This is a genomic window from Arthrobacter sp. NPDC089319 (assembly GCF_040684925.1).
Classification (GTDB): domain Bacteria; phylum Actinomycetota; class Actinomycetes; order Actinomycetales; family Micrococcaceae; genus Crystallibacter.
Window position 1 is genome coordinate 101,636 of record NZ_JBFBGZ010000001.1, and the last position, 17,726, is coordinate 119,361.

Here is a 17,726-nt window from a genome sequence, read left to right on the forward strand (position 1 = left end):
TCCTTGGCAATTCTGAAGGAAGTTCCGGAGTATCCACGTGCTGATTGTGCTCACCATGCTTTTTGCGGTGGCCTTTGTAGCGCCTTTGATTTTCCGGAAGCTCGGTCGGTCAACCTTCTACATCCTGGCTGCGGTACCCGCCGCCGGATTCATCTGGCTGATCGCCACGTTCGGCAACTACACCGACGCAAACCAGAAAGCCCTGGACGGCGCCCCCAACGCGCCGCCGTCGGAAGTCTATGCCTGGGTGCCGGGCCTGCGGCTGGAACTGGCCTTCCGGATGGACACGCTGGCTGCGGTGCTCTGCATCCTCATCCTCGGCGTCGGCGCCCTGGTGCTGTTTTATTGCGCCCGCTATTTCAAGGCAAACGATCCCGACATCGGTCCGTTCGGCGCACAGTTGCTGGCCTTCAGCGGCGCGATGTTCGGTCTGGTCACCGCCGATGACCTGATCCTGATGTACATCTTCTGGGAACTGACCAGTGTTCTCTCCTACCTGCTGATCGGGTACGCCAGGCACCGGCTGTCGGCGCGTAGATCGGCGTTGCAGGCCCTGATGGTCACCACCCTGGGTGGCCTGGCGATGTTGGTCGGCATCCTGATGATCGGCCAGACCGCCGGCACCTACCGGATCTCGGAGATCCTCGCAGAGGCCAGCTCGCTCATGGCCTACGGACAGATCATCGATATAGCCATCCTGCTGATGCTGGTTGGGGCGATCAGCAAGTCGGCGTTGGTGCCGTTCCACTTCTGGCTCCCGGCCGCCATGGCCGCGCCCACACCGGTCAGCGCCTACCTGCACGCAGCGGCCATGGTGAAGGCCGGCATCTACCTGGTGGCCAGGCTGTCTCCCGGATTCTCCAGCACCGAGTACTGGCACGCCGTGGTGCTGGGACTGGGACTGCTGACCATGCTGGTGGGCGGCTGGCAGGCTCTTCGACAGCACGACCTGAAGCTGATCCTGGCCTACGGCACGGTCAGCCAGCTGGGTTTCCTGACCCTCGTGGTCGGACTGGGGTCCCAGGAGGCCGCCCTGGCCGGCTTGGGCTTGCTGTTGGCCCATGGCTTCTTCAAGGCCACGTTGTTCCTGGTGGTGGGCATCATTGACCACCAGTCCGGAACGCGTGACATCCGCGAGCTGTCCCACTTGTACCGCAAGGCCCCGAAGCTCTTTGTGGTGGCCCTCATCGGTGCCGCCTCCATGGCCGGCCTTCCCCCGTTGCTGGGCTTTGTCGCCAAGGAATCGGTCTACGAAGCCTTCATCCACCGCGAGGAGGCCTCCGGCTGGGTGGGCGGTCTGCTGCTGGCCGGCATTGTGGTGGGATCCATCCTGACGTTCGCCTACAGTGCCCGCTTTATCTGGGGCGGGTTCGCCGCCAAACCGGGACTGGCGGCCATCGAGTTCAAGCCGGTTCCGTGGACCTTCCTGGCGGCGCCGGCCATCCTGGCCGTGGCCACCCTCTTGTTCGGGCTGTGGCCGGTGCCGGTGGAAAACGCCGTGGAGCCGTATGCCGGGCTTTTCCCGCTGGATACTGTCGCCACGCATCTGGCGCTCTGGCACGGTCTGACACCGGCCCTCGGCCTCACGGCGATCACGCTGGCCGCCGGCGTCGCCTTGTTCCTGTTGCGCACCCCGGTTGCCGCCTTCCAAGCGAAGATCCACTTCATTCCGGAGGCCGACCGGATCTACCGCGGCATCATCGGCGTGCTGGACGAGGTGGCCATCTGGGTCACCGGCCGCACCCAGCGCGGTTCGTTGGTCTTCTACCTGTGCGTGATCCTGATCGTGGCCATCGTGACGCCGCTGACCGCCGTCGTGCTGATGGATGCCCCGCTGCCGGACAGTCTGGTCTGGTTCGATACGCCGGCGCAGGCCATCGCGGGGCTGATCGTGGCGGCGGGAGCGCTCGGCGCCATCCGCGCCAACAAGCGCTTCATGGCGGTGCTGATGGTCTCGGTCACCGGCTATGGGCTGGCTTTTATCTTCGCCATCCAGGGCGCCCCGGATCTGGCCCTGACCCAGATGCTGGTGGAAACGATCTCGCTGGTGGCGATCGTGCTGGCGCTGCGTTCGCTGCCGGCGCGGCTGTGGCTGCGCACCCCCGGCCGGTTCAAGCTGCTGCGCGCCGTCATTGGGGCCGCCTTTGGCTTGACCATGATCGTGATCGCGATGACGGCGATGGCTGCCCGCACGGCAGATCCGGTATCGCTGGCCCTGCCGAAGCTGGCCTACGAGGGCGGCGGCGGCCGGAACATCGTCAACGTTGTCCTGGTGGACATCCGTGCGTGGGACACCTTCGGGGAAATCTCCGTGCTGGCGCTGGCGGCTACCGGTGTGGCCAGCCTGATCTTCATCCGCGGCCGCGGAGACCAGCGCCCGCCGTCCGTCGACGCCGTCGCCAGCGGCTCGGTGGGCCGGGGCTACGAAATGGTGGCGCACTCGGACCGCGAGGCAGCGGCCCTGGCCACCGCCCGCAAGTTTGCCGTTGTGCCGCGCGACGCCTGGCTCGTGGCCGGCCGGACGCTGGCGCCGGAGCGCCGGTCCATCATCTTCGAAGTGATCACCCGGCTGCTCTTCCACTCCGTGATGATCTTCTCCGTCTACCTGCTGCTGGCGGGCCATAACCTGCCCGGCGGCGGGTTCGCCGGCGGGCTGCTGGCCGGCATCGCGCTGACCATCCGCTATCTGGCCGGCGGGCGGGTCGAGCTGGCTGAAGCCACTCCCGTCAGCGCCGGCCTGCTGCTGGGCGTGGGGCTTGCCGCCGCGGCCCTGACGGCCGTCGTCCCGCTCTTCCTGGGCGGCCAGGTCTTCCAAAGCGCGATCATCGAGTTCAGCCTGCCGGTCTTCGGCGACCACAAGTTCGTTACGTCCACCATCTTCGACATCGGCGTCTACCTGGTTGTGGTCGGCCTGGTGCTGGACGTGCTGCGCAGCTTCGGCTCGGAAATCGACGAACGAACCGAAGAACGTACCTCCCGCGGCCGAAAGAGCCCGGAGCTCCATGCACCGGCAACGATCGAGGAGGAGGTGTCCAAATGACGGTCAACCTGACATTGCTGCTGGTGATGGGAGTGCTGTTCGCCGTGGGCGTCTACCTGATCCTGGAACGCAGCCTGACCCGCGTGATGCTCGGCCTGATGCTGATCACCAATGGCGCCAACCTGCTGCTGCTGAGCACCGGCGGACCCGCTGGCCTGGCGCCGATCTTCGGCGTTGACGTCCCCGCCGATACCTACAACGATCCGCTGCCGCAGGCCTTGATCCTCACGTCCATAGTGATTTCCTTTGCGGTCACGGCGTTCATGCTGGCCATCATTTACCGTTCCTGGGTGCTGGGACGGCAGGACGAGGTCCAGGACGATATCGAAGACCGCCGCGTGGCCAATCAGCCAACCTTCGATGCGGAAGACGACGCCGAGATCCCTGCGGAAACCACCGAGTTCGTCCCGCCGGACGAAGCGGAGGAAACACCCGCAACCAACAGGGCCCGGACGGAGGGGGAGAAGTGAACGCCGCACAGATAGCTCCGCTGGCAGTAGTCCTGCCGCTGCTGGGCGCTGCCTTGGCGTTCGTATTGATCCGCCATCCAAATGCCCAACGCCGGACCGGTGCCATCACGCTGACCGTGACCCTGGCGCTGGAGGTTGTCATGCTGGCCTCGGCCTGGGCGAACGGTGCCCAGGCGGTGAATATCGGCGGCTGGATTCCGCCCTTTGGGATCACCATGGTGGTCGATGAGCTGTCCGCGCTGATGCTGGTGGTCTCCTCGGCCGTCAGCCTGGCGGTGCTGCTCTATGCCTCCGGCCAGGGCATGGCGGACAGCGACGAAGAGGGCCCGGTTTCGATCTTCCACCCGACCTACCTGATCCTGGTGGCCGGCGTTTCCAATGCCTTTCTGACCGGTGATCTGTTCAACCTCTATGTGGGCTTCGAAATGCTGCTCACTGCCAGCTACGTGCTGATGACGCTGGGTGGCACGAGCCCGCGCATCCGCGCGGGGGTGACCTACGTCGTCGTCAGCGTTATCTCCTCGATGCTGTTCCTTGTCTCCATCGCGATGATCTACGCGGCGACCGGAACCATCAACATGGCCGACCTGGCGATCAAGCTCGGCGAGTTGGAACCGTCAACGCAGATGACGCTGCACCTGATGCTGCTGGTGGCCTTCGGCATCAAGGCGGCGGTCTTCCCGCTGTCCTTCTGGCTGCCCGACTCCTACCCGACGGCGCCGGCGCCGGTCACCGCGGTGTTCGCCGGCCTGCTGACCAAGGTCGGAGTCTACGCCCTGATCCGCACCGAGACGCTGCTGTTCCCGGGCGACCGCCTGAACACGTTCCTGATGGTGGTGGCCGTGCTGACCATGCTGGTGGGCATCCTGGGCGCGGTGGCCCAGATCGACATCAAGCGTATGCTCTCGTTTACGCTGGTCAGCCACATCGGCTACATGGTGTTCGGCCTGGCGATGTCCTCGGTGGTGGGGCTGGGCGCAGCGGTCTACTACGTGGCGCACCACATCACGGTGCAGACCAGCCTGTTCTTGGTGGCGGGCCTGATTGAGCGCCGCGGCGGCACTACCAACATGGATCGGTTGGGCGGCCTAGCCAAGCTGTCGCCGATGCTGGCCATCCTGTTCTTTGTACCGGCCATGAACCTGGCCGGCATTCCGCCGTTCTCCGGCTTCCTGGGCAAGATCGGCCTGGTGCAGGGAGGCGTGGACCTGGGCACCCCGGTGGCCTGGGTGCTGGTGGCGGGCAGCATGATCACGTCGCTGCTGACGCTGCTTGCCCTGGCCCGGGTCTGGAACCGCGTGTTCTGGCGGCGCCCGGAAGACGCCGAGCATCCGGATCCGGTGCTGGTGGCGACCAAGCCCGACGGGTCGGCGGTGCGGACCACACGCCATGTGGAGGAGCGTCCGCACGGGCGGTTCACCGGGCGGGGCATCGTTCAACTGCTGCCGATGCCAATGGTTTGGCCGACGATCGGGCTGGTGGTGATGGGCGTTGCCCTCACGGTCTTCGCCGGGCCGCTCTTCGAACTGAGCGACCAGGCGGCGCGGGAGATGCTGCAGCGCACACCGTACATCGAGGCGGTCCTGGGTGAAGGCGCGATGCAGGGGGTCGCCCCGTGAGGAAACCGCGCATCTCCATCTGGGTCGAGCTGCCCCTGCTGGCGTGGCTGGTCTTCCTCTGGGGAGCCCTGTGGCAGGATTTCAGCCCCGGCAACCTGATCTTCGGTTTGCTGATCGCGCTGGCCATCGTGAACCTGTTCTATCTGCCCCCGGTCGAACTCAGCGGGCGCTTCAACCCGCTGGCGGCGGTGGTCTTCGCCGCGACCTTCGTCTGGAAAGTGGCGGTAGCGAGCTTCCAGGTGCTCTGGCTGGCCCTGACCGCCGGCCCGAAGCTGCGCAACGCGGTGGTGGCGGTGCACCTGCGAAGCCACTCGGACCTGCTGGTAACGGCCACCGGGCATGCCATTTCGCTGATCCCGGGCAGCTTCGTGGTGGACGTGGACCGGTCCACGTCCACGCTCTACCTGCACGTAATCAACGTGGCCACCAAGGAAGCCGCCGAGGATTTCCAGGCCGAGGTGCGGAACATCGAGGCGGGCCTGATCAGGATGATGGGGACCAAGGAAGAACTCGAACTGGTCAAAGCTGAAGGTGCCGGCCGAGGAGGGGCAGCGTAAACGTGGAAGTCATCTCTGTTGCCCAAATCATCGTCAGCGCAATCCTGGCTCTGGCCGCGGTGTTGGCGCTGGTCCGCCTGGCCCGCGGGCCGTCCCTGTTGGACCGGTTGCTGGCCATCGACGTGCTGCTGGCAGTTGTCTGCGCCGGCCTGATTGTGGACATGGCCGCCGGCGGCCACACGAACAATCTGACGCTGGTGGTGGTGATCTGCCTGGTCGGGTTCATCGGCTCGGTTGCGGTGGCCCGGTTCGTCACAGACGGGCGGGCACGTGAACACTGACCTGATCCTCGACGTCGTCACCGCTGTTTGCCTGATCACCGGCGCGCTGATGTCCCTGGCGGCGGGCATCGGCCTGCTGAGATTCCCGGACCTGCTCTCCCGCATGCACGCCGCCACGAAGCCGCAGGTTTTCGGCCTGCTGCTGCTGTTGACCGGGCTGGGGCTGCAGCTGGGCAGCTGGGCGGCGGTGCCGTTGCTGCTTATCGCGTGGCTGTTCCAACTGCTCACCGTGCCGGTCTCGGCGCACATGGTGGGCCGTGCCGGATACCGCACCAAGCACCTGCGCCGGGAAATCCTCAGCGTGGACGACCTCGACGCGGTGGTGGAAGCGGCAGCGGAAGAAGAGCCCGAAGTGGAGATCGACGCCGGTGACGTCCTCACCGGTGACGCCAGCGCCGCAGAGAGCGACGACCCGGAGATAGACCCCCTAACGGCCAGCCCCACCGCGGCCGACGCGGCTGCAACCACGGCCGGCCCGATCGGGCAAGACCAGGACGCTACCGGGACGCGCAAGGACTAGACGCGCCGGCGGGGGCGGTGCCGCAGCCCCGCCCCCGCCGGTGTGCCCGCCACCCGTGCCGGCTTAGACGATTTCCGGGGTCTTTTCGTAGTGCAGGACCGCTTTGGCGGTGGCCCGCTTGAGCAGTACCTGGATCACCCGGCCCACCGTGCCGGAGACCACCGCGAAAACCACGGCAGCCTGCAGGCTGTTCTCCAGGTCATCGTCGGACTGCGGTGCGTCGCGGCCGGTGACCTTCTTCCACACGAAGCCCAGCACGCGGGTGGCCGCCAGGCCCGCGCCGATACTCACCAGGGTGCCCAAGAGCCTCAATACAACCGTCATGTCTGCTCCTTCCCGGGGCGCCGCGTCCCCGTGCCATCAGCTCTTTCCGCTCCCAGCCTACTGCCCGGCACCCGTCCGTCCCGCCGCCGTCGTGCATTTTCCAACGGATGCCGGCCGAATGGGACGCCAAGCCGGGCGAGTGTAGACTGGTGCGTGCTGCTAGACAGCACCAATAACGACAGGGGAGCGTCCGACCGACCGGCACACGCCGGGCACCGGGAGGGACGCTGAGAGTGCGGAAAGACCGCAGACCCTCGAACCTGCTCCGGTTAGTACCGGCGAAGGGAGTCGAGTTCTCGGGGCGTGCCACACGGCCGCCCTCCCCTCCTGCACCCAGGAGGATTCTCGTGAGTACCGTTTCGAATGCACCGACCACCCCCACGCCCGCACGCAAGCAGCGCTACGGCTGGCGGGTGGTGGACATCGTCGTCGCCTCGGTGGTGGCCGTGGCCGTTGGTGTCATCTTTTGGGCCTGGTCGGCGGCTTGGCCGCTGGTCGAGGGCCTCACCATTGCCTTCCCGCCCTCGGCGGGCCTTTACACCGGCGGCTGGCTGATGGCCGGCGTGCTGGGCGGGCTGATCATCCGCAAGCCCGGCGCCGCGATCTACTGCGAGATGCTGGCGGCGATTGTCTCAGGCCTGCTGGGCACCAGCTTCGGCATGAGCGTGCTGGTGTCCGGCCTGATCCAGGGCCTGGGCGCCGAAATCATCTTCCTGCTCTTCCTGTACCGGAAGTTCAACGTGGTCGTGGCGATGCTGGCCGGGCTCGGCGCCGGCCTGGCGCTCTCGATCAGCGAGAACATCCTGTACAACATGCTCTGGGCGCCCGAATGGCAGCTGGCCTACGTGGTCTTCGCCTCCGTCTCCGGCGTGGTGATTGCCGGGCTGCTGCCTTGGCTGGCGGTCAAAGGCCTGGCGAGGACGGGCGTCTTGTCCTCCTTCGCGGCGGGCCGCACGGCAGACGTCTGAGCCGTTCCATGGGACTGCAGAGTACGACGACGGTGGCCGGCCCGGTGCCGGTCCTCGCCGAGGGCTGGGGCTGGCGCCATGCCGGCCGCAAGGACCCGGCCGTGAGCGGTGCCAGCTTCAGCATCGCACCCGGCGAACGAGTCTTGTTGCTGGGGGCTTCCGGCGCCGGGAAATCCACGCTGCTGCACGCCATGGCCGGCGTGCTGGGCGACGATGGGGAAGGCGAGGAAGCCGGGCTGCTTACCGTGGCCGGGCAGCGTCCCTCGGATGCCCGCGGCCGGGCCGGGCTGGTGCTGCAGGATCCGGAAAGCCAACTGGTGCTGGCCCGCGTGGGCGACGAGGTGGCCTTCGGGGCGGAGAACCTGTCCGTGCCGCGCACAGAGATCTGGGACCGGGTCCGCGAATCCCTTGCCGATGTTGGCCTGGACGTGCCGCTGGACCATCCCACCGCGGCCTTGTCAGGCGGGCAAAAACAGCGGCTGGCGCTGGCATCGGTGCTGGCCATGCGGCCGGGACTGCTGCTGCTCGATGAACCGACCGCGAACCTGGACCCGGAGGGCGTGCAGGAAGTGCGCGACGCCGTGGCCCGGGTGCTGGGCCGGACCGGAGCCACCTTGGTGGTGGTCGAGCACCGGGTGGCCGTCTGGGCGGACGTGGTGGACCGGGTGATCGTGCTGGCGGCCGGCGGCGGTGTGCTGGCAGACGGCCCGCCGGACAAGGTGCTGGCCGAACGCGCCACCCGTGCCCGGCTGGTGCAGGCCGGCGTCTGGGTTCCCGGACACACTCCTGGGCTCAAGCTGCCCGCCGCTCCGGCCCCCGGCGGACCGTTGCTGCAGGCGGTGGGGTTGGACGTGGCCCGCAGCCGGAAGGCCGGACCGGTGCTGCGCGGCGTGGATTTGGACCTGCTCAGCGGGCAGGCCCTGAGCATCATCGGCCCGAACGGCGCCGGGAAGTCCACGCTGGCACTCACGCTGGGCGGCCTGCTGGCACCCGCCCGGGGGGAGCTGACCGCCACCCCGGCGCTGCACCGTGGCGCGGCGCAGTCCCCGGTGAAATGGAAGTCGGCCCAACTGGTGGCCCGGATCGGCAGCGTGTTCCAGGAACCGGAACATCAGTTCCTGACCAGCACGGTGCTCGATGAGCTCGAGTTCGGTCCGCGGCGGGTGGCGAAGCTGCCCGAGGCGGAGGTCCGGCAGCGGGTGGACACCATCGCCGAACGGCTCCGGCTGACCCGGCTGCTGCAGGCCAACCCCTTTACCCTGTCCGGCGGCGAGAAGCGCCGGCTCTCGGTGGCCACCATGCTGGCCACCGGCCCGGACATCCTGATGCTGGACGAGCCGACCTTCGGGCAGGACGCCACAACCTGGGCGGAACTGGTCACCCTGCTGGCCGAGCTGGTGGCCGACGGCAAGAGCGTGGTCTCGGTCACGCACGATGCCGACTTCACCGCAGCGCTCGGCGGTGGTGCCGTGCGCGTGGCCGGCGGCGGAGTCCAGCCGGTGCGGACGCTGAGGAGGGCAGCATGAGCGTGGATCTGATGACCCCGCGGCTGGCCGCTTCGCCGTTCAGCCGCGCCAATCCGGTGTCCAAGCTGGCGGCCGCCGCCGTGATCACCGTGGTGGTCATGCTCAGCGTGGACTGGGTGAGCGCGTCGGTGGTGCTCGCGGCCGAGCTGCTGCTGATGCCCGTGCTGGGGGTGAACCCGGGGCTGCTCTTCAAGCGTGGCTGGCCGCTGCTGGCGGCGGCGGCCACCGGCGCCTGGGCCACGGCGCTGTTGGCGGAGAAGACCGGGGCCGTGCTGTTCCAGCTCGGTCCGGTGGCGTTTACCGAGGATTCGGTGGCCGGCGGCATCGCCATCGGCCTGCGTTCGCTCGCCGTCGCGCTGCCGGGCATTTTCCTGCTGCTGACCACCGACCCCACCGACCTGGCCGACGCGCTGGCGCAGAAACTGAAGCTTCCGCACCGCTTTGTCCTGGGGGCGCTGGCCGCCATGCGGTTGGTCGGGCTGCTGGTGGAGGAGTGGCGCACGCTGGGCCTGGCCCGCCGCGCCCGCGGCGTCGGTGCCGAGAACCGGCCCATCGCCAAGGCCGGCGCGTTCGTGGGCCAGGCGTTCGGGCTGATCGTGCAGGCCATCCGGCGGGCCACCCGGCTGGCGGTTGCCATGGAGGCGCGCGGTTTTGGAGCGGGCCGGCGGACCTGGGCGCGTGAGTCCACCTACAGCACGGTGGATGTCTGGGTGCTGCTGGGCGGCGTGCTGATCGCCGCTGCGGCGGCCGCGGCCGCCATAGCCGCCGGAACCTGGAACTTCATCTTCGTGTGACCTGCCGGCGGTCCTTGAAGAGTGCCGCCCTGGCTCTTGCGGCGGGGGGACGGGCGCTGCTGGAATGACTCCATGAGCGAATCAGTCAAGGGACCCAAGTCGTACTTTCCCTCCATCGAGGAAAAGTACGGGCACCCGATTGAGCACTGGATGACCGCCTTGCAGGCAGTCCGAGGCCGGAAGCATTCCGAGCAGGTCAACTGGCTGAAGACCGAGCACGGTTTCGGCCACGGCCACGCCAACGCGCTTGTCCACGTCTATCGCGCAGAGCAGGAACAGGCAGAGCCGCAACAGTAGGCGGCTGCAGGAAAGCTACTCCCGGCTGCCTTCGGCCAGCAGTGCGGTCAGTTCCTCGGTGAGCTCAGGCGCCACTGGGATTTCCTTGCCGTCGATGCTCTTCACCGGCGCCAGCAGCCGGATGCTGGAAACCAGCCAGACGGCATCGGCCTCATACAGGTCATCCGGTTCCAGCGGACCGTAGCCCAGCTGCCATCCGGCCGCGGCGGCCGCCTTGAACAGCACTGCCTGGGACGTGCCCGGCAGGATGCCGCTCTCCAGCAGCGGCGTGACCAGAGTGCGCACGCCATCGCGCACCCGGGCCATCAGCACGGTGGAGGTCGGTCCTTCGAGGACGCGGCCGTCGCTGGACGTGAAGATGACGTCGTCGGCGTCGTTCTTGCGGGCGTAGCGCAGGGCCGCCATGTTCACCGCGTAGGAGAGCGTTTTGGCGCCCATCAGCAACCACGGGGCGCGTTCGGCCAGCGAGCTGTCATAGCCGCGGTCCAGCAGCAGCACCGAGATTCCGTCGGTGCGCTGGCGCTGTCCGGCCGACGGCGGCAGCGAGGCCTGGACCCAGGCGGTGGGAGCGGTGGCGCCTTCCACGCCACGGGTCACCAACAGCTTGATCACCAGCTCCTCGACGGGCGGGTGCTCCGCGATCGCCGTCTTGATCGCACGCTCCCACGCGTCGGCCGGTGGCAGCTGCAAATCCATGGTTTGGGCGGACGTCGCCAGCCGGTCCAGATGCGCCTGCACCTTGCGCGGTATTCCGTTCACGGCCAGCAAGGACTCGAAAATGCCGTCCCCGCGGGTGGCCCCTTGATCGGTGGCCATGAGCTGAGGCTGTGATGCATCGGCGATGCGCCCCGCCTCGTAGGCAGGGTCGAGGAACACCAGAACTGTCATACGCCTAGCTTAGTTTGTCGCTGGCCGCCGGGTAGGCTGGGGAGGATTGCGCCGGCACACGGCGGGAGGGGAGGAGCAGCCGCGTGCTGTGGTCGTTTGCGGGGCTGGGCACATTCCCCGACTGGGTCGTCGCCATTCTCGGCGTGATAGACATGGCGATCCGCATCATCGCCTTGGGTGTGATTCCCGGCAACCGCCGGCCCAACACCGCCATGGCCTGGCTGCTCGCCATCTTCTTTATCCCGCTGATCGGCCTGGCGCTGTTCTTCATGTTCGGCAGCTTCCGGCTCTCGGAGCGCCGGATCGCCAAGCAGGCGGAGATCAACCGCCGTGTCTGGGCCGCCACCCAAGATCTGGAGGAGCCCCGCAGCGAACGGGAGGCACCGGCTTGGGTGCATTCGGCGGCAGAACTGAACCGCCGGCTCGGAGCCTTCCCCATAGTGGACAGCAACCACGTGGAGCTGTACCCGGATTACGACGCCTCGATTGCCGCCATGACCGAGGCCGTGCGCGAGGCCCGCGAGTACGTGAACATCGAGTTCTACATCATGAGCAGGGACGACACCACGGGCGAACTCTTCGCCGCGCTGGAAGAAGCCGCCGCGCGGGGCGTCCGCGTGCGCTTGTTGTTCGATCACATCGGAGCCCTCCGCGTGACCGGCTACCGCAAGTTCCGCCGCTGGCTGGACACCACCCAGATCGACTGGCGCCGTTCGCTGCCGGTGCTGCCGGTCCGCGGCCAATGGCGCAGGATCGATCTGCGCAACCACCGCAAGATCCTGGTGGTGGACGGGCGCGTGGCCTTCACCGGATCGCAGAACCTGATCGAACCCGGCTACCGGCGCACCTCCAGCGAAAAGATCGGCCGCAAGTGGGTGGAACTGATGGCCCGCTATGAAGGCCCCATCGTCACCGCGCTGAACGTTGTCTTCGCCACCGACTGGTTGAGTGAAACCGACGACATCCTCGAAACCCAGCTGTTCACTCCGGTGCCGTTCCGTGAGCCCGGGCCAATGACCTGCCAGGCCTTGCCGAGCGGCCCCGGCTTCGTCACCGAAAACAACCTGCGCCTGTTCAACACGCTGATATATGCGGCGGTCGAGCGGCTGTCCATCTGCAGCCCGTACTTCGTGCCCGATGATTCGCTGCTCTATGCCATTACGACGGCGGCGCAGCGCGGGGTGAAGGTGGAGCTCTTCGTGTCCGAGGTCGGCGACCAGGCGCTGGTCCACCACGCCCAACAGTCCTACTACCAGGCGCTGCTGGAGGCCGGCGTGCGGATCTACCGCTACCCGAGGCCGCTGGTGCTGCATGCGAAGCACTTCACGGTGGACAACGAAGTTGCCGTCATCGGCTCCAGCAACATGGACATGCGGTCCTTCTCGCTGAACCTGGAGGTCTCCGTGATGATGCTCGGCGACAACATCGTGGAGGAGCTGTCCGACATCCAGGACAGCTATCGGGCGATCTCCAAGGAGCTCACCCTTGAGGAATGGCGGCAGCGGCCGCGCTGGCAGCGCTACGTGGATAACGTGGCCCGGCTGACCGCCACCTTGCAGTAGCCGGGAGTATTAGTCCGGGAACACAGCTCCCAGTGCCGAGAGCACTCCGTAGGCTTTGGCCCGCACTTCGTCCCACTCGTCGTCCGGCACGGAGTCAGCTGTGATCGCCCCGCCGACGCCCAGGCTGAGCCAATTTCCGTCCATCACCAGCGTCCGGATCACCACGGACAGGTCGGCGGCCCCGTCCAGCGAAAAGTAACCCACGGCGCCGGAGTAGACGCCGCGCGGTCCGGTCTCCAGCCGGTCCAGGATGTCCATGGTGCTGATCTTCGGTGCCCCGGTCATCGAGCCGGCGGGAAAAGCCGCCGCCACGGCTTCGGCCCGGACCGCCCCGGGCAGCAGCTGGGCGTCGATGGTGGAAACCATCTGGTGCACGGTGGCGTAGGACTCGATGGCGCACAGCCGGCTGACCTGCAGCGAACCCGGCACGGCGAAGTGGCTCAGGTCGTTGCGCAGCAGATCCACGATCATGATGTTCTCGGCCCGGTCTTTGGCGCTGCCGGCCAGTTCCCGGACGACTGCCGCATCGGCGTCCGGATCCGCCAGGCGCCGCCGGGTGCCCTTGATCGGTTCGGCCCGCAGGGCGCCGTCGGCCGCCATGCTGAGGAACCGCTCGGGCGACGTGCTCGCCACGGTGAGCGTGCCGAACCGCAGGAGGCTGGCAAACGGTGCGGGATTGCGGCGGCGGAGGGCCAAGTAGGTCTCGAGCGGATCCAGCGGCTCCGCCGCGGTGGCGTGCAGCTGGGTGGTCAGGCAGGCCTCGTAGGTGTTGCCCTCGCTGATTTCCGCCTGCGCTTCGCGGATCTTGGCGAGATAGGCCTCGCGCGAGTCACGCGACTGGAAGATTAGGGAAGCGGGCCGCCGTGCCGGTTCCGGTGGCGGGCCGGAGGCAGACGGCAGGGTGCCAATAACTGCTGCGGTGCCGGCGATCCACTCGGCGGCCTCCTCCGGGTGGGACGGTCTGGCCAGGGCCAGCAGCCACGTGCACCGCCGGACATGGTCCAGCAGGACGGCGCGGCCGGCGAACACCAGCGCGGCATCCGGTGCGTTGCCGTGGGCGCCGCGCGGCAGGCTGTCCGGCGCCAGGGCCCCGGTGTCCTTGCCGCCGGTCTCACGCTTGAGCTCGTAGCCCAGATAACCCAGCCAACCCAAGGCGAAGCCGCCGGGCACGTCCCCGGCGGCGGTGATCGGGCGGTGTGCCCAGGCGCTGTCCAGCCAGCGGAAGAACCCGCCGCCGATCCGTTCGGTGGTGTTGTGCCGGTTCACCAGCGTGATGCCGTTGCGGTGTTCGGCCCACTGGCCGAAACTGCCGCCGTCGTCGGCCATGATGCTGATCCGGTTCCGGTCGGCCGCTTCGTGGACATTGGAACTGTCCAGCCAGACGCTGCGGACCGCGCCGGCGTACAGGCGGCGGTAGGCCGCCTCGGCATCCGGGTAGGCGTCCACGCGTTCGGCCACCAGCCGGATGCCCTCGCGGGCCGCACGCTCCGGGGCCAGCGCGTGTTCGAGCGCCGGCAGCGACGCCAGTGCCAGCAGGACCTGTTCGGGGGCGGCGGATCCGGCGGGGCCGGATTCGACAACGATGTCCGCGGCGGCAGCCACGTCGTCCCCGGCCAGCCAGGCCTCCTCCTGCGCCGCCCACATGTCCCAGAACGGCTCATATGTGGAACCGTCCCGGGACAGGGCCCGGCTCCGCCGGTCGGCGGACGGTGCCTGCAGCCACACCACGGCATCGAGCAGGCCGCGGGCGGCGGCGTGCGCCGCCCCAACGCCCTCGAGGATGACCACGTCCGCGGATTCCGTGGTGCGGGCGGCGCCGTCGTCGTCCTTGGTCCAATCCCAGGCGGTCCAACGCGCGGCCTGGCCGGCCGCCAAGGGGCGCAGCACGGTCTCCAAGTAGCGCCGCTGTCCGCCGGACAGGCCGTGCCAGCCCGGATAAATGTCCTCCAGATGGAACAGCGTGACCGTGCGGTGGACCCGCAGCAGCGCTGCCAGCTCCACCGCCAAGGTGGTCTTGCCGGAGCCGGAGCGACCGTCGACGGCGATCAGGACGGGCTTAGCGGGCATCGAGTTCCTGGCGCACGAACTCGATGATCCCCTTCAGTGCGGCGTCGATCATCTGCCAGCTGGCGTCGAAATCGGAGGCCTCGCCGAACCACGGATCGTAGATCCCCTGATCCGACGAAGCCAGATGGCTGACGGCGGGGTCGAAGGAGCGCCACAGCCGGACCTTGCCGCGGGCGGCCTCGTTCGGCGCACCCTTGCGCAGCTGGTCATAGTGGTCCACGTCCAGGGCCAGGATCAGGTCCCGCTCGTCGTACCAGGCTGCCTCGAACTTGCGGGCCCGGTGGTCCAGCGCGCTGAGGCCGGACTGCTGCAGGCGCTGGCCGGCCCGCTGGTCGATCGGCCGTCCCAGCTCCCAGCCGGTGGTGCCGGCGGAGTCCACGCTGGCTTGGCCGCCCAGTCCTGCTTCCTGAAGCGCGCGGGCCAGCATCCGCTCGGCCATGGGCGAGCGGCAGATGTTTCCGGTGCAGACAGCGATGATGCGGTACATGAGAAGAGTCTATGAGAAGGCGGCTAGAGGAAAGCCAGCATCAGGCCGACCGCAATGAAAAGTACACCGAAGGCCCGGTTCATCAGGGTCAGCCCGCGCACCGTCCGGGTGAACCGCTGGAAGGACCTGGCCGCCGCGGCGAAGAAAAACCACATGACCAGGATGTCCACGGCCAGCACCGTGGCGATCAGGACCAGGTACTGCGTCAGCTGTGGCTGGTCCAGCCGGATGAAGCCCGGCATGAAGGCCAGGAAGAAGACGATGGCCTTCGGATTGAGCAGGTTGACCCACATGCCGCGCCGGAACATGGAGAAGGCCGGCTCGTCGCGACGCGCAGCTTCGACCTCCGCGTCGCCTGTCGGTTTGGAAAGGAACTGGCGCAGGCCCAGATAGATCAGGTAGGCGGCGCCGGCGTATTTGATCGCGGCGAATAGCACCGGGGAGTTGGAGACCAGCAGGCCCAGGCCCAGCGCCACAATCGCCACGTGGATCACCAGGGCGGCTTGCTGGCCCAGGATGCCCCAGATGGACCGGCGGAAGCCGGCATTGAGCGAGTTGCTCATGGTGTTGATGGCACCGGCACCAGGGGTGAAACTAATCACTACCGTGGCGCCGAGCAGCGCCAGCCATAACGAGAATTGCACCAGATGATCCTACGGGGCAGGCCGGCACAACCCGCTCAGGGGCTCGACGAGGTTACGCGCCAGCTTCCGGCAGGTCCGTTTCCGGCCCGCCCGTCTCCAGCACGGCCATCGCCGCGTTGTGGCCGCCGAGGCCGCTGACACCGCCGCCGCGGCGGGCACCGGCTCCACAGAGCAGGATCCGTTCATGGGCCGTGGCCACTCCCCAGCGCTGCGCCGGGGTGTCCAGCGGCTCGTCGTCTTCGGCAAACGGCCAGTCGAGCGGGCCGTGGAAAATGCTCCCGCCGGTCAGGTTGAGCGCTTGCTCAAGATCGAGCGTGGTCTTGGTTTCGATGCACGGCTCTCCGAGGCTGTCGCGCAGGATGCAGTCTTCGATCGGCTCGGCGAGCACTGAGTTGAGCGAGTCCAGCACGGCCTGCTGCAGCCGGGCACGGGTCGCGTCGTTGTTCTCCTCGGTGAGCAGCCGGTGCGGGGTCTGCAGCGTGAACACGGTGAGGGTCTGGGCGCCGGATGCCTGCAGCCCAGGCGGGAGGATGGACGGGTCGGTGAGGGAATGGCAGTAGATTTCGGCGGGCAGCGGATCCGGGATCCGTCCGGCGGCGCCTTCCGCGAAGGCCCGCTCCAGCTGTGAGTACAGCTCGTTGATGTGGAAGGTTCCGCCGAAGGCCGCCTCCGGCGCCACTGCGCCCTCCCGCAGCTTCGGCAGCCGGGACAACAACAGGTTCACTTTGGCCTGCGCGCCCTCCGGCGGGGGACCGGGCCGCGTAGCCGGTTCCTCGCCGCCGGCGGCCAGCAGTCCGTTGAGGACCGCGGGCGAGACATTGGCGAGGACCCACTTCGCGGAGACGACGGCCTCGGTCCCGCCGGCGTCGTACCGCACCTCTCCGCCCGGAGTCACGGAGGTGGCCTCCGCCGAGGTCCGCAGTTCAGCACCGGCCTTGCGGGCGGCCGTTTCCAGCGCGGCGGTGACGGCGCCCATGCCGCCCTCGGGCACGTCCCAGTCGCCGGTGCCGCCGCCGATCACATGGTAGAGGAAGCATTTGTTCTGCTGCAGGTCGCTGTCGTTGGCGCGGGTAAACGTGCTGATCAGCGCGTCGGTGAGGACCACGCCGCGGACCAGGTCCGAGGAAAAACTGCGTTCCAGGACGTCGCCGATCGGCGTTTCGATGAAGTCGTTCCAGGACTCGTCATCGCCCAGCCGGCGGCGCAGGTCGGAGCGGCGGGGCAGCGGGTCGGTGACCGTTGGCCACACTGCCTGGGCCAGCCTGCCGGTGCGCCGGTAGAACTCGGTGAACGGGCCGAAGTCTGCCGCGGCGCCCACCGCGCCGAAGGACGAGCGGGTCGCCTCCGGGTCGTGGTTGTCCACCAGCAGCCCGGCGGACGTGCCCGGCAGCGGGGTGTAGGACGAGTAGCGGCGGCGCAGCAGCCGCAGGTCCAGCTCCAGGTCCTCGATGATGCGCCGCGGCATCAGGCTGACCAGATATGAGTAGCGGGAGATGCGGGCCCCGGTGCCGGGAAAGACTTCCGCCGAGACGGCGGCCCCGCCGAGCCGGTCTTCGCGCTCGAGCACCAGCACGCTCTGCCCGGCGCGGGCCAGATAGGCGGCGGCGACCAAGCCGTTGTGGCCGCCGCCGATGACCACTACGTCATACTGTCCGCGCATGTCTGCCGGTCCCCTCGTCCGG

16 protein-coding genes, 1 pseudogene and 1 riboswitch are annotated in these 17,726 nt (G+C 68.0%); of the genes and pseudogenes, 11 read left to right on the forward strand and 6 right to left on the reverse strand.

Annotation, left to right across the window (positions count from 1 at the left end):
- Positions 1 to 37: 37 nt before the first annotated feature.
- The 6 genes and pseudogenes from AB0N75_RS00480 to mnhG form a co-directional block, all read left to right on the forward strand.
- The gene (locus AB0N75_RS00480; protein WP_364643562.1) at positions 38 to 3,040 is read left to right on the forward strand and encodes a Na+/H+ antiporter subunit A; all 3,003 of its coding nucleotides are present in this window, start codon (positions 38 to 40) and stop codon (positions 3,038 to 3,040) included.
- Positions 3,037 to 3,510: a Na(+)/H(+) antiporter subunit C gene (locus tag AB0N75_RS00485; protein WP_364643565.1), complete on the forward strand. Its 474-nt coding sequence runs from the start codon at positions 3,037 to 3,039 to the stop codon at positions 3,508 to 3,510. Before AB0N75_RS00480 ends, AB0N75_RS00485 begins: the two co-directional genes overlap by 4 nt.
- Positions 3,507 to 5,129 (forward strand): Na+/H+ antiporter subunit D, encoded by a 1,623-nt coding sequence (locus tag AB0N75_RS00490; protein ID WP_364643568.1) that lies wholly within the window; start codon positions 3,507 to 3,509, stop codon positions 5,127 to 5,129. Before AB0N75_RS00485 ends, AB0N75_RS00490 begins: the two co-directional genes overlap by 4 nt.
- Positions 5,126 to 5,686, forward strand: a complete 561-nt coding sequence (locus AB0N75_RS00495; protein ID WP_364643570.1) for a Na+/H+ antiporter subunit E — start codon at positions 5,126 to 5,128, stop codon at positions 5,684 to 5,686. The genes AB0N75_RS00490 and AB0N75_RS00495 overlap by 4 nt, the downstream gene beginning before the upstream one ends.
- Before the next feature lie 11 nt (positions 5,687 to 5,697).
- Complete coding sequence (locus tag AB0N75_RS00500; protein ID WP_364644770.1) at positions 5,698 to 5,967, forward strand: monovalent cation/H+ antiporter complex subunit F; 270 nt, start codon at positions 5,698 to 5,700, stop codon at positions 5,965 to 5,967.
- A gap of 4 nt (positions 5,968 to 5,971) precedes the next feature.
- A pseudogene (gene mnhG / locus AB0N75_RS00505) lies at positions 5,972 to 6,307 on the forward strand (monovalent cation/H(+) antiporter subunit G); the annotation flags it as partial.
- 243 nt (positions 6,308 to 6,550) lie between these two features.
- Here the strand turns inward: mnhG and AB0N75_RS00510 are convergent.
- The gene (locus tag AB0N75_RS00510) at positions 6,551 to 6,811 is read right to left on the reverse strand and encodes a DUF4235 domain-containing protein (protein ID WP_364643573.1); all 261 of its coding nucleotides are present in this window, start codon (positions 6,809 to 6,811) and stop codon (positions 6,551 to 6,553) included.
- 170 nt (positions 6,812 to 6,981) lie between these two features.
- Positions 6,982 to 7,115, forward strand: a riboswitch (TPP riboswitch).
- 43 nt (positions 7,116 to 7,158) lie between these two features.
- On the opposite strand from AB0N75_RS00510, the gene AB0N75_RS00515 reads away from it, so the two are divergent.
- From AB0N75_RS00515 to AB0N75_RS00530, 4 genes are all read left to right on the forward strand, one after another.
- The gene (locus AB0N75_RS00515) at positions 7,159 to 7,779 is read left to right on the forward strand and encodes an ECF transporter S component (RefSeq protein WP_364643576.1); all 621 of its coding nucleotides are present in this window, start codon (positions 7,159 to 7,161) and stop codon (positions 7,777 to 7,779) included.
- Between the two features lie 8 nt (positions 7,780 to 7,787).
- Complete coding sequence (locus AB0N75_RS00520) at positions 7,788 to 9,305, forward strand: ATP-binding cassette domain-containing protein (protein WP_364643579.1); 1,518 nt, start codon at positions 7,788 to 7,790, stop codon at positions 9,303 to 9,305.
- On the forward strand, positions 9,302 to 10,099 hold the full coding sequence (locus tag AB0N75_RS00525) for an energy-coupling factor transporter transmembrane component T (RefSeq protein WP_364643582.1): 798 nt from the start codon (positions 9,302 to 9,304) through the stop codon (positions 10,097 to 10,099). The genes AB0N75_RS00520 and AB0N75_RS00525 overlap by 4 nt, the downstream gene beginning before the upstream one ends.
- Positions 10,100 to 10,171: 72 nt before the next feature.
- Positions 10,172 to 10,396 (forward strand): DUF4287 domain-containing protein, encoded by a 225-nt coding sequence (locus AB0N75_RS00530; protein WP_364643585.1) that lies wholly within the window; start codon positions 10,172 to 10,174, stop codon positions 10,394 to 10,396.
- Between the two features lie 15 nt (positions 10,397 to 10,411).
- Here the strand turns inward: AB0N75_RS00530 and AB0N75_RS00535 are convergent, their stop codons facing one another.
- Positions 10,412 to 11,284, reverse strand: a complete 873-nt coding sequence (locus tag AB0N75_RS00535; protein ID WP_364643587.1) for an aminodeoxychorismate lyase — start codon at positions 11,282 to 11,284, stop codon at positions 10,412 to 10,414.
- Positions 11,285 to 11,367: 83 nt separating this feature from the next.
- On the opposite strand from AB0N75_RS00535, the gene cls reads away from it, so the two are divergent.
- The gene (gene cls / locus AB0N75_RS00540) at positions 11,368 to 12,846 is read left to right on the forward strand and encodes a cardiolipin synthase (protein ID WP_364643590.1); all 1,479 of its coding nucleotides are present in this window, start codon (positions 11,368 to 11,370) and stop codon (positions 12,844 to 12,846) included.
- A 9-nt stretch (positions 12,847 to 12,855) separates the two neighbouring features.
- Here cls and pabB read toward each other — a convergent pair whose 3' ends face one another.
- Genes pabB through AB0N75_RS00560 form a run of 4 tightly spaced genes read right to left on the reverse strand, consistent with a single transcriptional unit; the run spans position 12,856 to position 17,704 of the window.
- A complete protein-coding gene (gene pabB, locus AB0N75_RS00545; RefSeq protein ID WP_364643593.1) occupies positions 12,856 to 14,913 on the reverse strand; it encodes an aminodeoxychorismate synthase component I in 2,058 nt (685 codons plus the stop codon).
- On the reverse strand, positions 14,903 to 15,400 hold the full coding sequence (locus AB0N75_RS00550; protein WP_364643596.1) for a low molecular weight protein-tyrosine-phosphatase: 498 nt from the start codon (positions 15,398 to 15,400) through the stop codon (positions 14,903 to 14,905). Before AB0N75_RS00550 ends, pabB begins: the two co-directional genes overlap by 11 nt.
- Before the next feature lie 23 nt (positions 15,401 to 15,423).
- Positions 15,424 to 16,044: a LysE family transporter gene (locus tag AB0N75_RS00555; RefSeq protein WP_364643599.1), complete on the reverse strand. Its 621-nt coding sequence runs from the start codon at positions 16,042 to 16,044 to the stop codon at positions 15,424 to 15,426.
- Between the two features lie 52 nt (positions 16,045 to 16,096).
- The gene (locus AB0N75_RS00560) at positions 16,097 to 17,704 is read right to left on the reverse strand and encodes an NAD(P)/FAD-dependent oxidoreductase (RefSeq protein WP_364643602.1); all 1,608 of its coding nucleotides are present in this window, start codon (positions 17,702 to 17,704) and stop codon (positions 16,097 to 16,099) included.
- Between the last annotated feature and the right edge of the window lie 22 nt (positions 17,705 to 17,726).

Excerpts from the sequence above, each read along its gene's own strand:
- AB0N75_RS00485 (WP_364643565.1), top strand. The coding sequence starts at position 3,037 with ATGACGGTCAACCTGACATTGCTGCTGGTGATGGGAGTGCTGTTCGCC.
- AB0N75_RS00510 (WP_364643573.1), bottom strand. The coding sequence starts at position 6,811 with ATGACGGTTGTATTGAGGCTCTTGGGCACCCTGGTGAGTATCGGCGCG.
- AB0N75_RS00520 (WP_364643579.1), top strand. The coding sequence starts at position 7,788 with ATGGGACTGCAGAGTACGACGACGGTGGCCGGCCCGGTGCCGGTCCTC.
- AB0N75_RS00525 (WP_364643582.1), top strand. The coding sequence starts at position 9,302 with ATGAGCGTGGATCTGATGACCCCGCGGCTGGCCGCTTCGCCGTTCAGC.
- AB0N75_RS00530 (WP_364643585.1), top strand. The coding sequence starts at position 10,172 with ATGAGCGAATCAGTCAAGGGACCCAAGTCGTACTTTCCCTCCATCGAG.
- AB0N75_RS00535 (WP_364643587.1), bottom strand. The coding sequence starts at position 11,284 with ATGACAGTTCTGGTGTTCCTCGACCCTGCCTACGAGGCGGGGCGCATC.
- pabB (WP_364643593.1), bottom strand. The coding sequence starts at position 14,913 with ATGCCCGCTAAGCCCGTCCTGATCGCCGTCGACGGTCGCTCCGGCTCC.
- AB0N75_RS00550 (WP_364643596.1), bottom strand. The coding sequence starts at position 15,400 with ATGTACCGCATCATCGCTGTCTGCACCGGAAACATCTGCCGCTCGCCC.
- AB0N75_RS00560 (WP_364643602.1), bottom strand. The coding sequence starts at position 17,704 with ATGCGCGGACAGTATGACGTAGTGGTCATCGGCGGCGGCCACAACGGC.